Origin of the sequence: Paraburkholderia steynii (assembly GCF_900100565.1) — a bacterium.
Taxonomy (GTDB): Bacteria; Pseudomonadota; Gammaproteobacteria; order Burkholderiales; family Burkholderiaceae; genus Paraburkholderia; species Paraburkholderia terrae.
Genome location: NZ_FNDI01000041.1, coordinates 1 through 14,402 on the forward strand (window position 1 = coordinate 1; position 14,402 = coordinate 14,402).

The window sequence follows — 14,402 nt, forward strand, 5'->3', positions numbered from 1 at the left end:
CCGTGGACTTTTTTAAAATGTCGCGCTCCCGCTCCAGTTCGGCTACCCGCCTTTCCAGCTCCTGAATGCGGGTCTGGGCAGGCGTCGCGCCTGCCTTTGGCGGTTCGGTCACCGCACCCTGCGGCTGGCGATCACCAAGCCAGCGACGCAGCGCCGTCTCGCCAATACCCAGCCCTCGTGCTGCCTTGGTGACCGTATAACCTTGTTGCAGTACCAGATTAACTGCATCTTCCTTGAACTGCGGCGAGAATTCCCTTCGTCCCATCGAACACCTCTCTGTTGGCTAGAAGTCTACCTTTTGAGGTGTCCAGGATCATTGGACCACTACATGCCGCCCCGCACAGGGGCGACGCTTGAAGCGCGAAGGCAAAGCGCGGATGCCAGCGCAAACACCAGCAAACCAAAACCAACACCCGCGCCGCACAGGCTCAAACGCAAATGCCAGCGCAATGGCAAAACAACCAAACCGTCACACCCCTCCACCCACAGTCTTAACACTCTTCCACTGCCCCTGCTGCACCTCGAAGAGCGTATACGGCGGCTTGATCAGATCCCCATAAGGATCAAAAGTGATCTTCCCAGTAACACCCGTCAACGACACCTTAGCCAAACTCTCAACGATCTTCGCACGATCAAGCGAATTAGCATCATGAATCGCCTTCAACATAGCAAGCGCAGCATCATACGCAAAGGGCGCATACAGCTCTACATCCTGGTTGAACCGTGCCTTATAACGCTTGCCGAACTCCTGCGCCGCAGGCAACTTATCAAGCGCGGGTCCCGGCTCAAGATCCTGGGTTCGCTCACCCGAAGTACCCGCAATCTGCAAAAAGGCATTACTCTTCAACGCGCCCGCGCCAAACAGCTGTGTCTGCATACCCAGCGAACGCATCTGCTTGACCAGCATCGCGCCCTGCTCGTCCAGCCCGCCAAAGAAAATCACATCGACATTCTTGCTCTTCATCGAAGTGAGAATCGCGCGGAAATCGACGGCCTTGTCGTTAGTGAACTCGCGCGACACGATATTGCCGTTCGCTTCCTTCACCCCTTTCTCGAACGAATCGGCGAGACCTTGCCCGAACGCCGTACGATCGTCGATGATGCCAATGCGCTTCGCCTTCATCTGCTCTACCACGAAATGCCCCGCCACCACGCCGCCAATGCCGTCATGCCCCATCGTGCGGAACACGTTCTTGTAACCCTGCTTGGTTAGCTGCGGATTGGTCGAGCCCGGCGTGATCATCGCCACATTGGCGTTGTGATACACCGTCGAAGCCGGAATGCTGCACCCCGAGTTGTAATGACCAATCACGCCGACCACGCCTTCATCCACAAGCTTCTGCGCAACCTGAATCGCCACGCGCGGATCGGCCTGATCGTCCTGCACGTCCAGCACGAACTTGACGGGCTTGCCCGCAACGGTCGGATGCTTCGCGTTTTCTTCATCGAGCGCAAGTTGCGCGCCGTATTGCAGGTCCTTGCCGACCCGCGCGACGGGTCCCGTCAACGGGCCGACAAAACCTATCTTGACGATTTCCGGATCTGCGGCAAATGCGAATGAAGCATGCGCCGCCAGAGCGCAAACCGCTAACCTGCTCAGCCATGTACGTCGATTCATGATGCGCTCCTGTCATTAGAAAATGTCGCGCTCTCTGCCTGTCGACTGACCCGATGCGCGACGCGTCGAAGTCGTCCTTGAACACATGTGTATGCGTCGCCTTAGAACCGCGTCGGCGCGTAGCGCGACAGATCGAGCGGCGGCGCGCGCCGTGCGACGAGATCGGCCACGATGCGCCCGCTCACGCCTGCCAATGTCAGTCCGAGATGCTGATGCCCGAATGCGTAAATCACGCGCTCGCTGTCGCTCGAACGGCCCAGCACGGGCACGCCGTCGGGCAGCGTAGGCCGGAAGCCGAGCCACGAACTGTCGGGCTGCGTCAGCCCCGGCAACGCGCGCTTCGAAGAAAACGTAAGCAGGTCCAGTAACGAACGGTTGCGCACGTCGCTGAAGCCGCCCAGCTCAACCGTCCCCGCAACGCGCACGCCGTCGTCCATCGGCGTCATGTAAAAGCCGCGCTCGGCCCAACCGACAGGCCGCGAAATCAGTTGCGTCGCGCCGCGATAGCGCACGTGATAGCCGCGCTCCGTGTCGAGCGGCACGCGGTCGCCGCATTGCGCCGCAAACTTCGCGGAGCGCGCGCCCGTCGCGACGACGACATGATCGAAGCGCCGTGGCGTGCCGTCGTCCGTCGTCAGCGTGACGCCGTCTGCCGTGGGCGCAATCGCGCTCACGCTCTTGCGTTCGAGCTCGAGGCCACGCGCCGCGAGCAGTTCATGCAGCGTCAGCAGAAAACCTTGCGGATCGGAGAAATGCCAGCTGTCGCTGAAGAGCACGCCGCGCTCGAAGATCGGCGCAAGCGCAGGCTCCAGTTCGCGCACCTCGGCGGCGGACAGCACGTCGAACGACACGCCGAGTTGCTTGCGCAGATTCAGCGAAGCGCGCGATGCATCGAACGACGCGCCACTCGAATACAGATACAGGCACTCGCGCGGCCTCACGTACTTCGCAAGCTCCGGTTCTTCCAGCAAGGGCGCGTAGCCGTCCTGCGCCTGCGCGAGCAATGCAGCGAGCGCGCCGGCACTCGCTTCATAACGCTTGCGCGTCGAGCTGATCATGAAGCGCGTGAGCCACGGCAACAGATGCGGCAGATAGCTCCAGCGCAAACGGAACGGACTCTCGCTCGACAGCAGGAATCGCGGCAGATCGCGGAACACGGATGGGTTGTTCACGGGAATGCAGCCATACGGCGCGAACGTGCCCGCGTTGCCGAACGACGCGCCCTGCGCGACGCCCGACGGATCGAACAGCGTGACGCGGTGCCCGTCGCGCATCAGCCAGCCGGCGCTCGCAAGCCCGATAAAACCCGCGCCGACAATGCCGATCTCTGCCATCAACGCTCTCCCGACATTGCGCGTCCATCGGCTGCGGCGAGATAACCCGTGCGCGTGCCGTCATCCGCGTTGCGCCGTTTCGCCGCCAGCTGCCATGCCGCCGATGCAAACGCGAGACTCGCGATGCTCGCCATCAGTTGCGGCCGCAGGTCGGCATCCATGCCCATTGCGACCAGCACGCCGACGATCGCCACCACAACCGCATACGAGAGCCACGGGAACAGCCACATCGGCAACTCGGGCTGCTCGCCGTTGCGTTGCAGGCGTCGGCGGATGCGGATTTGAGCGAGCGCTGTCGCGAGATAGACGAACAGCATCACAGCACCCGACGCATTGACGAGGAACAGGAACACGCCCTGCGGCGACACAATCGCGGCGATGATCGCCACATAGCCGACCACGCTGCTCAACAGCACCGCAAGACGCGGCACGCGCGATGGCGTGAGGCGCAGCAGCGCGCGCGGCGCATCGCCACGTCCCGCGAGGCGGAACAGAATCCGCGACGACACATACAGCCCCGAATTCAGTGCGGACAGCACAGCGACCAGCACAATCGCGTTCATGATGTCAGCCGAGCCCGGCACGCGCATCGTCTCCAGCGCGGCGACAAACGGCGAATGGCCCGTCACGATGCTGGTCCACGGCACGATGCACGCAATCAGGAACATCGAGCCGACATAGAACGTGATCACGCGCAGGATCACCGAGCGGGTCATCGCGGCGACGCTCTTCGCGGGATTGTCCGATTCGGCGGCGGCGATGGTCGCGATCTCCGCGCCGCCGACCGCAAAGATCACAGTCGGCACCGCTGCGAACACCGACATCGTGCCGAACGGCAAAAAGCCCTTCGCTGCCGTCAGGTTGCTCCACGCGCTGTGCGTATGGCCCAGGCCGAACACCCACGCCGCGCCGATCGCGATAAACACGATGATGGCCGCGACCTTGATCGACGCGAACCAGAACTCGAATTCGCCGTACGACTTCACCGACATCAGGTTGATGAAGGTCATCAACGACAGCAGCACCAGCCCGATCATCCACACGGGCGCGGGTATCCAGCGCTGCAGGATCGCCGCGCCCGCCACCGCTTCCACGGCGACGACGATCACCCAGAAGTACCAGTAGAGCCAGCCGCTCGTGAAGCCCGCCCAGTCGCCGAGACCAATGCGCGCGTATTCGGTGAACGACCCGACGCCCGGCACGGCGAGCGCCATCTCGCCAAGCATGCGCATCACGAACAGCACGACGATGCCCGCCACCAGGTACGACAGGCACGCTGCCGGCCCAACCTTGTTGAGCGTCGCGCTGCTGCCCACGAAAAGCCCCGCGCCGATGATGCCGCCGAGCGAAATCATCGTGACGTGCCGCTGACGCAATGCGACGCCAAGACGGGGCGTTGCGCTCTCTTGCGTATCGCGCGATGCGCGGGCGTTTGTCCTGCTCTCTGCCATGCGAAATCTCCTTCCAACTCGATCCTGCGATTCGAAAACCACACAAAACCTGATTCAAAGAATCACACAACATTTTTTTGTGTGCAATTAAAAACGTCATTGTGTGGTCCAGGACTTTCCCTGGCGTTGACGGGCGTAGTCCTTGCCAGGCTTGAAAACAGTGGCATGCATGCGTATCTGGTATAAAATCCGGCGAACTGGCACAAACAGGCAGACAAAGCCTGTTTTGTATGGAGACAGGGCGAGACAATGGCTTCCAGCAGAGACAAGGCAGCACACAGCAACGGCGCCGCAGCCGAGGTGGACCAGACAAACGGCGACCCGGTCCAGACAAAACGCGCGACCTATATCGAGGTATCGGCGTCGATCGAGGACGAGATTCGCGGCGGCGTCTATCCGCCCGGCAGCCGTCTGCCGCCGCAGCGTCAGCTGGCCACCGAGCTCGGCATCAACGTGTCGACGGTATCGCGCGCTTATAAGGAATTGCAGCTGCGCGGCCTGGTGATTGGCAGCAAGCGGCGCGGCTCGCTCGTGACGGGCGGCGCGATGCCGCGCGTCGAAACGGCGAGTGCGCCCAATGCCGCACCGGGCGGCGCGATCGATCTGACCGTCAACCGGCCAGCGACAGGCGAGTTCCTGTCGTGTCTCGCAACGACGCTCGCCGATCTGCCGCGCGATCCGCGCTATCCATCGCTACAGGAATATCAGCCGCCGCAAGGCCCCGACTGGGCACGCGCGGCGGGCGCGAAGTGGATGGCCGGGCCCGGCTTCACGCCGTCGCCGGAGCATCTCGTCGTGACGAGCGGCGCGCAGCACGGGCTCTATGCCGTGCTCAACAGCCTGATCGGCACGGACGGTGTCATCATCGCCGACCGGCTCACGTACTACGGCCTGAAGGCGCTCGCGCCCGTGTTCCAGTTCGAGATCGTCAGCGTGCCGAGCGACCGCGACGGGCTGATCACGGATGAAGTCGAACGCATTTGCAGCCGCGTCCCCGTCAAAGCCATTTTTACGGTGCCGAATCTGCAGAACCCGACGGTGACGACGATGAGCCTGGAGCGGCGCGTGGCGCTCGTCGATATCGCGCGGCGCTATGGCGTGGCGATCATCGAAGACGACGTGTATGGTCCGCTCGTCTCGCAGCGTCTGCCTACACTCGCAAGCCTGTGCCCGGAGCTGACGTTTCACATCGCCGCGACGTCGAAGATACTCGCGCCGGGACTGCGGCTAGGCTATCTGCTGAGTCCGCCTGAACGTTCAGCGCTCGCCGCCGAAGCCGTGCGCACCACGGCGTGGATGCCCGCGCCGATGTCGATGCTGATCGCGACGATCTGGATCGAAGACGGCACCGCGCGACGCATCATGGACGCGCAGCTCGCCGAGATTCGCGTGCGTCACGATCTTGCGCGGCAGATTCTGCCGCAAGAGTGGCTGGAGTCCGACCCCGCGTGCATGTTTGTGTGGCTCAAGCTGCCGCCGCCATGGCGCGCCGACGATTTCGCCGCCAATGCGAAAGCGCGCGGCGTGGTCGTGATGCCATCGTCGGCCTTTGCGGTCGATCGTGCCGAGGTCGAGCATGGCGTGCGGATCAATCTCGCGTGCGCGTCTTCGCGCGAGCAACTGGTGAGCGCGCTGCAAACGCTCGCGCAAGCGTTGCGCGATCGCCCGCGTGCGTTGTTCGGCACGATCTGATTGCGCGCCTTTGCGCTACAGTTTCGCGGCCCGCTCCGGATCGCCCGATCCCGAAGCAATGGCGATCAGGCCGAGCACATTGCCGATCAGGCGTCCCTGACGGTCGAGATGCGGCTCGGGTCTCAATGACTTGAGCGCGTTCATCACAAGCGCCCTCGCGATATAACGCGCCGTTTCACTGCGCGACATCTCGCCCTTGCGCCGCAAATAGTTCGGGTTCACGACTTGCGAATAGCCGAACCGCTTGCCCGACACGCGGCCCGATGCCATGCCGAGATGCACGCCGCTCATTTGCGCGCATCGCACGATGGGACCGCGCCTCGACAGCCGGCACGAAAAGTCCTTGTCTTCGAGCCAGCCATACAGCACGAGGCGTTCGTCGAAACGCAAGCCGCTGATTGCGCTCATGCGACACGCCATGTTGCAGCCATAGAGAGAAATGCAAGGCGTCAGCGCATGCGGCGCACTCGCCGTTCTTTCCGCATCGGTCACGATGCGCCGGGCGTTGTCCCACGTCAGCGGACAGCCTTTCGAACCATCCTGCACTGTTTTTCCCGACACACCGAGCACGGCCGGATTGGACTCGAACATCCGCACGCATTGCGCGATCCAGTCGCGGCATGGCGCGTAATCGTCGTCGAAGAATACGACGATGTCGATATCGGCCGGGAGCACATCGAGCGCACGATTCCTTTGCGCGGGCAAACCGGCCGATCCGAAGACACGCATCACGGGAAAAGGCGTCGGGTACTTTTCACCGACGTCGGCTTCATCCGTAGCGGAAAGAATGACGACACAAGGCGTCATAGTTTGACGTGCGAGAAACGCAAGCGCGTTGGGTATGGCATCGGGACGCCCTTTCGTCGCGATGACGACCGCGACACGTGTCGCGTACACATCTTTCATCTCGTCGACAGTGCGCCGTTCGATCACACTCTCCATCATCTCTCCCTGTCATCGCGACCTGCATGGAAACGCTCGATTAACGCTAGCACGTATGATCAGCGGCAACGACGCATGGCGAGATCACGCGAGAGGATTGTCCGAAAACCATGAGGTGTTGTCCAAGGGCGGGATCAAATGGCGATGTGTGTGACATCGATATTGATAAGCATGGCGAACTATTTAAATCTACTGAGAAGCGCATTCACGTTCGCCAGTTTCTACCGGCTTGAACGACATAAAAAGTACCCCTTACACATTCGGAGGCTGTGCATGTTTACGGCGTGCATTCAGTGGGAAGAAGCTACCTGACGATAGAAAGACACGCAGCGCATCCGCGCATTTCTTTCCGCGTCGCGCAGGGTATTGAGGGATGTGTCAGACGAAAGAGAGAAATACTCCTGAAATCGCGCCTACAGACTGCCGTTCTCGACGACCCGGCCTTCGGCGCGCCAGCGCAACATGCCGCCCGCGAGATTCGCGACATCCTGGAACCCTGCCTGGCGAAGCATCACGGTCGCCTGTGCCGAACGGCCGCCCGCGCGGCAGACCGTGACAATAGGACGTTCCTTGCCGAGTTCCGCCGTGCGTTTCGCCAGGCTGCCGAGCGAAATCAGCTTCGCCTCGGGAATGCGTCCAAGCGGGCCGTCGAATTCGTCGGGCTCACGCACGTCGACGATCTGCACCGATTGCAGATGTTCTTCGAGCCATTGCGGATGAATTTCCCAAATCCCCGCGAACGTGTAGGTCAGCGGCGCCCATTCGGGTTGCGGCTTGAGCGACGGATCGTTGGCCGCGACGCCGCATTTCATGTTCGCGGGAACAGCGACATCGATTTGCCGCGGATGCGCAAGGCCGAGATTCGTCATATAGCCCGCGAAATCGTCTTCGCAAAGCTCACCGCCCAGCCGTGGATTAAACCGTCGCTCTTCAGCCACGCTCGTCACCGTGAGGCCGCGATAATCGTGTGCCGGATACAGCAGACAGCTTTCGGGCAACGAGAAAAGCTGCTCGTGTACCGCGCGAAACAGCGCATGCGGATTGCCGTTCTGAAAGTCCGTGCGACCTGTGCCGCGAATCAGCAGACAATCGCCCGTGAAGGCCATCGACTCGTCGTCGAGCACGAGACTGATGCAGCCATTCGTATGACCAGGCGTCGCGCGCACACGTAAGTGCCGTGTACCGAACGCAATCGCATCGCCGTGGCTGACATAGCGGTCCGCACCCTCCGCGCCGCTCGCCGCCGATATCGCAATCTGGCTGCCCGTGCGCTTTTTCAGCAGCCACGCGCCCGTCACATGATCCGCATGAACATGCGTGTCTATCGTATAGATCAGACGCAGGCCGAGTTCGTCGAGCAACGCGGCATCGCGGCGCGTCTGCTCGAACACGGGGTCGATCAGCACGGCTTCGCGTGTGTCGCCGTCAGCGAGCAGATAGGTGTAGGTAGACGATTGCTGGTCGAACAGTTGTCGGAAGATCAGCACGCTCACGGTCTCTCAACGTGTGTCGGAAAACGTCTTTGATGCGAATAGAAATCACGCCGGCGCGCGCTTCACAACCGCGCGCGCCGGACCGTCGCTTCAAGGTCTCACTTGGGTTGCTGCACGTAACGCAGATACGGCTTCAAGGTCTTGAAGCCCTGCGGATACTTCTCTTTGGCAGCGTCATCGGAAACGGACGTCGGAATGATCACGTCCTCGCCCGGCTTCCAGTTGACGGGCGTGGCAACCGTGTGCTTCGCGTTCAGTTGCAGCGAGTCCAGCAAACGCATCACTTCGTCGAAATTCCGGCCCGAACTCATCGGATACACGAGCATTGCCTTCACCTTCTTGTCCGGCCCGATCAGGAACACCGAACGCACCGTCGCGTTGTCGACGGCCGTGCGCGGGCCGCCGCTCGCTTCCGGGTGAATCATGTCATAGAGCTTCGCGACGTTCAGATCGGCGTCGCCGATCATCGGATAATTGATCGCGTTACCCTGCGTCTCCTCGATGTCCTTCACCCATCTCTGGTGATCGCTGACAGGGTCGATGCTCAGTCCGATGATCTTCGTGTTGCGCTTGTCGAACTCCGGCTTGAGCCCCGCCATGTAGCCCAGTTCCGTCGTGCAGACGGGCGTGAAGTCCTTCGGGTGCGAGAACAGGATTGCCCAGCTATCGCCGATCCATTCGTGAAAACGAATCGTGCCTTCCGTGGTCTCCGCCGTGAAATCGGGCGCTACTTCTCCTAGTCGAATCGCCATCTTCTTTCTCCGTGGTAACAGGTTCCAACCAGTGCGTCGGATGCCGCCACCGTCGTTCTGACGACGGCCGCGGGTTATCGGGAATCAGCATAGAGAGCTTCTGACGTTAGCCGCCGGCCATGATGCCGTACGACCTGGCGGGAGCGCAAATGGTTCGCGGCGGCTCCCGATCGGCACCGACGCGAGACAAGCGTGAATGCGCAGCAGGTAACTTTTATAGCGTAGAACAAATTACACGTTTCGTGTGCAGTTTGTCAGCGCGCCGGATTTTTTCGTGCCTGTCTGTACGCCGCAGCACAGACACAAGGGGGCGCGCGAAGTCGTGCCGCGCGGCGGCGAGCGGCACGGTCCGCTCGCCTCGCATCAGACCATTACTGCTCGACCTGCCGGTTCCAGCGCTGATCCCACTGCGCACGGTGCGCGTTGATCGAATCCCAATCGACGACCGTCACCTTTTTCACCAGATCGTCCAGATTGCCGAGGCTCTTCTGCATCGCGGGCGTCATCGTTGCATGCTCGTTGGTCGGAATCTGCTTGCCCGCTGCCGCCGCCTTCGATTGAGCCGGTGCGGACAACAGGAACTGCGCGAGCTTTTGCGCAAGCTGCGGATCGGCGTTGTTCTTAACGACGCACAGGTCGACGAGCAGCAAGACTGCGCCTTCTTTCGGATTCGCGTAGCCGACGGGAATGCCCTTGTCCTGCAGATCGCCGACAGCCGTCGGCGTCAGCGGGAAGATCCCCGCTTCACCCGTTTGCACCATCTCCGAGAGCTTCGCCGAATTGGGAATGTACTCGACGACATTCGGCCCAACCGTGCTCGACCATTTGCTGAAACCCGGCTCGACGTTCTGGTCGTTGCCGCCCATCAAGCGGTTGATGGCAAGAAAGCCGTGCAAGCCGAACGTGCTGCTCGACGCGGACTGAAACACCACTTTGCCCTTGTACTTCGGATTGGCGAAGTCCATCCACGATGTAGGCGGCGCCCAACCTTTCTCTGCGAACAGCTTCGTGTTGTAGCCGATACCCGTCATGCCGAGCTGCACGCCCGCGCCGATGTCATCCTTCATGCGCGCAAACGGATACAGCTCTTTCAGCACGGGCGCATCGTCGAGTTTCTGGCACACACCCATGCTGACGGCACGCGCCATCACGCCGTCATCGAGAAACGCGACGTGAATCTGCGGGCTGTTGCGATTGGCGAGCAGCTTCGCCAGCACATCAGATGAGGTGCCCGGCACCACGACCACCTTCACGTTGTTCGCCTTCTCGAAGTCGGGCAGCACCTGGCTCGTGTACGCCTTCTCCATCGGGCCGCCGTTCATGCCGATGTAGATCGTTTTGGTTTGCGACCAGGCGGGCGCAGCCGCCCCGATCGCGAACACGGCGGCCAGCGCCGCGACCGTGCTTGACAGCTTCATTGTGGGTCTCCTTGACAGGATTAAAGAACAGCGGGGATCGCGCTTCGGTTGAAGCGCCCGATCGCAAACGCATCGAGCGGCGTCGAGGTCTCGCCGTCGATCACGAGGTCGGCCAGCACTTCGCCGACACCGGGCGCAAGCAGAAAGCCGCCGCCCGAAAAACCGAATGCATGCAGCAGGCGCGGCACCTTCTGGCTCGCGCCGATCACGGGATTGCTGTCGGGCGTCTCGCCTTCGACGCCGCTCCACGTGCGGATCAGCAATGCGTCGCGCAACGCGGGCAGCAGCGCGCACGCGTCGCGCATCACGGCGCGCGTGGTTTGCGTCGACGGTTGCGCATATTCGCCGTCGCCATGTCCGCGCCCGCCGCCGATCACGCAGTTGCCGCGTTCGACCTGGCGCGCGTACACGCCGCCGCCCACGACGCCGAGGTTGTGCGTCACGAAGCGCGGCAGCGGCTCGGTCACCCACATGTTTGGATAGATCGGCTTCATCGGCACGGCTTCGCCGAAAAAGCCCGCGACGGTGTTCGCCCATGCGCCCGCGCTGTTGATCAGCCAGTCGGCCGTGATGCGTTCGTCGCCCGCGTGAATGTGGAAGCGCGTGCCGTCGTGCGTGATATCGGTGAGCGCTGTTTGCTCGCGCACCACGGCGCCCGCCCGTTGCGCCGCGCGCGCGAAAGCGGGCGACACGAGGCGCGGATTCGCATGGCCGTCGCTCATGCACAGCGAGCCGCCCAGCGCAGCTTCGCCGAGCCACGGATAGCGCTTTCGGAACGCCGCGCCTGCCAGCAGTTCGGTTTCGAGCCCGTGTTCGCGCGCCATCGCGGCCCACGTTTCGAGCACGGCAAAGTCGCTGTCGCGCCGCGCCAGACGCAGATGCCCCGACACGACGAGTTCCCCGTCGATGCCGATCAGTTCGGGCAAGCGGTCCCACACGCGACGTGCGCGCGTCGCAAGCGGCATCTGTTCGGCGGGGCGTCCCTGGCATCGCACGCCGCCGTAGTTGACGCCGCTCGCCTGCGCGCCGCAATAGCGCCGCTCGAACAGGCCGACGCGCACGCCGCGCCGCGCGAGCGCCAGCGCTGCCGACGAGCCGACCAGCCCGCCGCCCGCGATCACGACCTGATAGTGGACGGCGTCACTCATCGCGTGCCTCCTCGGGAATCGCGGCGACGTCGTCGTCGAACAGCATCGGCGAAATGGGGATGGGCTTGATCGGCGCCTGACTGCGCAAGCGCCCGACGCTTTCCACCGGACGCCCCGTTTCCTCGCTCAGCAGTGCAATGGCCGCTTCGCCGCACATGCGCCCCTGGCAGCGGCCCATGCCTACACGCGTCAACGCCTTGAGCCGGTTGATCTCGCTTGCCTCGCCGCCGCGAATGCAGCGCCGCAACGTGCCCGCATCGACTTCTTCGCAGCGGCAAACGGTCATGTGGTCGGGCCATTGCTTCGCGGGTTGTGAGGGCGGCGCGAAGGCTGCTTCGATGCCTGCGCGAAACACGGCAATGCGTTGCAAGCGACGCTCTAGCGTCGCGGCATCGAGGCCATCCGTCTGCGCAGGATGCGCAATGCCGAGATCGTCGAGCAGCGCGAGCGCCGCGCGTCGGCCCGCGAGTTCCGCCGCATCCGCGCCCGCTATGCCCACGCCATCGCCCGCGAGATAGATGCCCGGCACCGAGCTACGGCCTGCCGCGTCGCGCTCGGGCAACCAGCAGCCGTTCAATGCATCGAAGCGAAAGCGGCATCCGGCGAGATCGGCGAGTTGCGTTTCCGGGCGCAAGCCGAAGCCGAGGCCGACTGCATCGCAGGCAATCGTCTCGACGCGCTCGTTCTCATGAGACCTCTTAAAGCGAATACCCGCCACGCCCTCTTCGCCGTCGATGCCAACCAGCGTCACGCCACGCTCCACTCTGACGCCGCGCGCCTTGAGCCACGCCACGTAATAGACGCCCTTGGCGAATGTCGACGGCTGACTGATGAGCTTGGGCACCGCCGCGACCTGATTCGACCATGCGCTCGTGTCGAGCACGGCTTCGATCCGCGCGCCTGCCTTCACGTATTGATAGGCAACGAGGTACAGCAACGGACCCGTTCCCGCCAGCACGACGCGCCGCCCGATCGCGCTTCCCTGTGCCTTCAGCGCAACCTGCGCGCCGCCCAGCGTATAAACGCCCGGCAACGTCCAGCCCGGCACGGGCAACACGCGATCCGTCGCGCCGCTCGCGACGATCAACTGCGTGAACGCCACGCTTGCCTCGCGGCCATTGCGGATCGTGTCCAGCCTGCGGCCTTCGCACGACCAAACGAGCGTGTCCGGCCGATAGTCGATATGCGGCAGAAGCGCGCGCATCGTCTCGTGTACGGCATCGGCCTTCTTCGACTCGAAGCCATAGAGCGTCGCCTTGCTGCGAGTGAAGCCCGCATCGGCAGGCGGCTGACGATAAATCTGTCCACCCCAGCGTGCGTTTTCATCGAGCACGATGGGCCGGATGCCCGCTCCCACCAGCGTCTGCGCCGCACGAATTCCGGCGGGCCCCGCGCCGACGATCACCACCTGTTGCCCGCTACTCATCGCGCACCCTTCGTCACGATCCGCATGCCTTCTTTCACCAGCGTCGAGCACGCCCGAATCCGCGCGCCATCTTCGCAGCGCACCCAGCAGTCCTGGCATGCACCGATCATGCAAAAGCCCGCGCGCGGCTCGCCGCTGAATTCGCTGTGACGCACGTGGCGCTGCTGCATCAGAATGGCCGTCAGCACGGTATCGCCCGTCAGCGCGCCGACTTCGACGCCATCGAGAAAGAACGACACGGGCGCGCGTTCGGCTTCGGCCACGCGCAGCAACTGGCTGTTGGAACGGGACATGTGAGCGGGAGAGAAAGAAGCCATCAGTGCTGGCCAATCAGAATGCGGTTGAGACCGTAGACGCGGTCGAGTAGCAGCATCGCGCCCGCCGTGATGAAGATGACGAGCGCGGAAACGGACGCCATCATCGGATCGATCGATTCGGTCGCGTACATGTACATCCGCACCGGCAGCGTGACCGTCTGCGGCGACGTGACGAAGATCGACATCGTCAACTCGTCGAAGCTGTTGATGAACGCGAGCAGCCAGCCGCCCGTGATGCCGGGCACGATCATCGGCAGCGTGATGCGGCGGAACGTGGTCCACGCGTCGGCGCCGAGCGACGCCGCCGCGTGCTCGATGCTGCGGTCCAACCCGCTGACCGACGCGAGCACGAGGCGCATCACGAACGGCGTAATCACGACCATATGCGCAAGAATCAGCCACGCGAAAGAACCCGTCACGCCGATCAACGCGAAAAAGCGCAGCATCGCGATACCGAGCACGAGACCGGGAATCACGAGCGGCGACAGCAGCAACGCGTTGAGAAAATTGCGCCCCGGAAAGCGCGCGCGGCCAATCGCCAGGCCCGCAGGCAATGCCACGACGAGCGACAGCGTCGCCGACGCGAAGGCCAGTTTCAGGCTGTTGAAGAAAGCCGTGATGAAGTCGGGATAGTCGAGAATCGCGCGGAACCAGCGCAACGAGAAACCGTGCGTGGGCAGCGTCAGGGTTTCGTCGGGCGTGAAGGCGACCAGCACGACGATCGCCAGTGGCGCGAGCACGAAGAGAATCACGACGGTATGAAACGCGAGGGCAACGGGGCCGTTCTTGCGCATGATGTTTCGCCTGTCGG

The 14,402-nt window shown here is 62.9% G+C and carries 13 protein-coding genes; 1 reads left to right on the forward strand and 12 read right to left on the reverse strand.

From position 1 onward, the window contains the following. From BLT65_RS41240 to BLT65_RS41255, 4 genes are all read right to left on the reverse strand, one after another. A partial coding sequence (locus tag BLT65_RS41240) for a transposase (RefSeq protein ID WP_143036663.1) occupies positions 1-265 on the reverse strand: 265 nt, incomplete at its 3' end. A 204-nt stretch (positions 266-469) separates the two neighbouring features. Continuing rightward, positions 470-1,618 carry a branched-chain amino acid ABC transporter substrate-binding protein gene (locus BLT65_RS41245; protein ID WP_091789634.1) on the reverse strand — a complete coding sequence of 383 codons (1,149 nt, stop codon included), beginning with the start codon at positions 1,616-1,618 and terminating at the stop codon, positions 470-472. 101 nt (positions 1,619-1,719) lie between these two features. Further along, the gene (locus BLT65_RS41250) at positions 1,720-2,952 is read right to left on the reverse strand and encodes an NAD(P)/FAD-dependent oxidoreductase (protein WP_091789637.1); all 1,233 of its coding nucleotides are present in this window, start codon (positions 2,950-2,952) and stop codon (positions 1,720-1,722) included. Next, positions 2,952-4,403, reverse strand: a complete 1,452-nt coding sequence (locus tag BLT65_RS41255; RefSeq protein WP_091789640.1) for an amino acid permease — start codon at positions 4,401-4,403, stop codon at positions 2,952-2,954. The genes BLT65_RS41250 and BLT65_RS41255 overlap by 1 nt, the downstream gene beginning before the upstream one ends. Positions 4,404-4,652: 249 nt before the next feature. On the opposite strand from BLT65_RS41255, the gene BLT65_RS41260 reads away from it, so the two are divergent. Further along, complete coding sequence (locus tag BLT65_RS41260; RefSeq protein ID WP_091789643.1) at positions 4,653-6,095, forward strand: aminotransferase-like domain-containing protein; 1,443 nt, start codon at positions 4,653-4,655, stop codon at positions 6,093-6,095. Positions 6,096-6,110: 15 nt separating this feature from the next. On the opposite strand, the gene BLT65_RS41265 is transcribed toward BLT65_RS41260, so the two are convergent. The 8 genes from BLT65_RS41265 to BLT65_RS41300 form a co-directional block, all read right to left on the reverse strand. Continuing rightward, on the reverse strand, positions 6,111-7,037 hold the full coding sequence (locus BLT65_RS41265; RefSeq protein WP_244186996.1) for a glycosyltransferase family 2 protein: 927 nt from the start codon (positions 7,035-7,037) through the stop codon (positions 6,111-6,113). Positions 7,038-7,450: 413 nt separating this feature from the next. Next, complete coding sequence (locus tag BLT65_RS41270) at positions 7,451-8,521, reverse strand: MBL fold metallo-hydrolase (RefSeq protein ID WP_167306645.1); 1,071 nt, start codon at positions 8,519-8,521, stop codon at positions 7,451-7,453. Between the two features lie 107 nt (positions 8,522-8,628). Then, positions 8,629-9,282, reverse strand: a complete 654-nt coding sequence (locus tag BLT65_RS41275; protein ID WP_091789652.1) for a peroxiredoxin — start codon at positions 9,280-9,282, stop codon at positions 8,629-8,631. Positions 9,283-9,653: 371 nt separating this feature from the next. Next, positions 9,654-10,700: an extracellular solute-binding protein gene (locus BLT65_RS41280; protein ID WP_079503209.1), complete on the reverse strand. Its 1,047-nt coding sequence runs from the start codon at positions 10,698-10,700 to the stop codon at positions 9,654-9,656. A 20-nt stretch (positions 10,701-10,720) separates the two neighbouring features. Next, positions 10,721-11,848: an NAD(P)/FAD-dependent oxidoreductase gene (locus BLT65_RS41285; protein WP_091789655.1), complete on the reverse strand. Its 1,128-nt coding sequence runs from the start codon at positions 11,846-11,848 to the stop codon at positions 10,721-10,723. Further along, positions 11,841-13,274 carry an FAD/NAD(P)-dependent oxidoreductase gene (locus BLT65_RS41290; RefSeq protein WP_091789659.1) on the reverse strand — a complete coding sequence of 478 codons (1,434 nt, stop codon included), beginning with the start codon at positions 13,272-13,274 and terminating at the stop codon, positions 11,841-11,843. Before BLT65_RS41290 ends, BLT65_RS41285 begins: the two co-directional genes overlap by 8 nt. Then, positions 13,271-13,591 carry a (2Fe-2S)-binding protein gene (locus tag BLT65_RS41295; protein ID WP_091789661.1) on the reverse strand — a complete coding sequence of 107 codons (321 nt, stop codon included), beginning with the start codon at positions 13,589-13,591 and terminating at the stop codon, positions 13,271-13,273. The genes BLT65_RS41290 and BLT65_RS41295 overlap by 4 nt, the downstream gene beginning before the upstream one ends. Next, on the reverse strand, positions 13,591-14,385 hold the full coding sequence (locus tag BLT65_RS41300; RefSeq protein WP_091789663.1) for an ABC transporter permease: 795 nt from the start codon (positions 14,383-14,385) through the stop codon (positions 13,591-13,593). Before BLT65_RS41300 ends, BLT65_RS41295 begins: the two co-directional genes overlap by 1 nt. Positions 14,386-14,402: the final 17 nt, after the last annotated feature.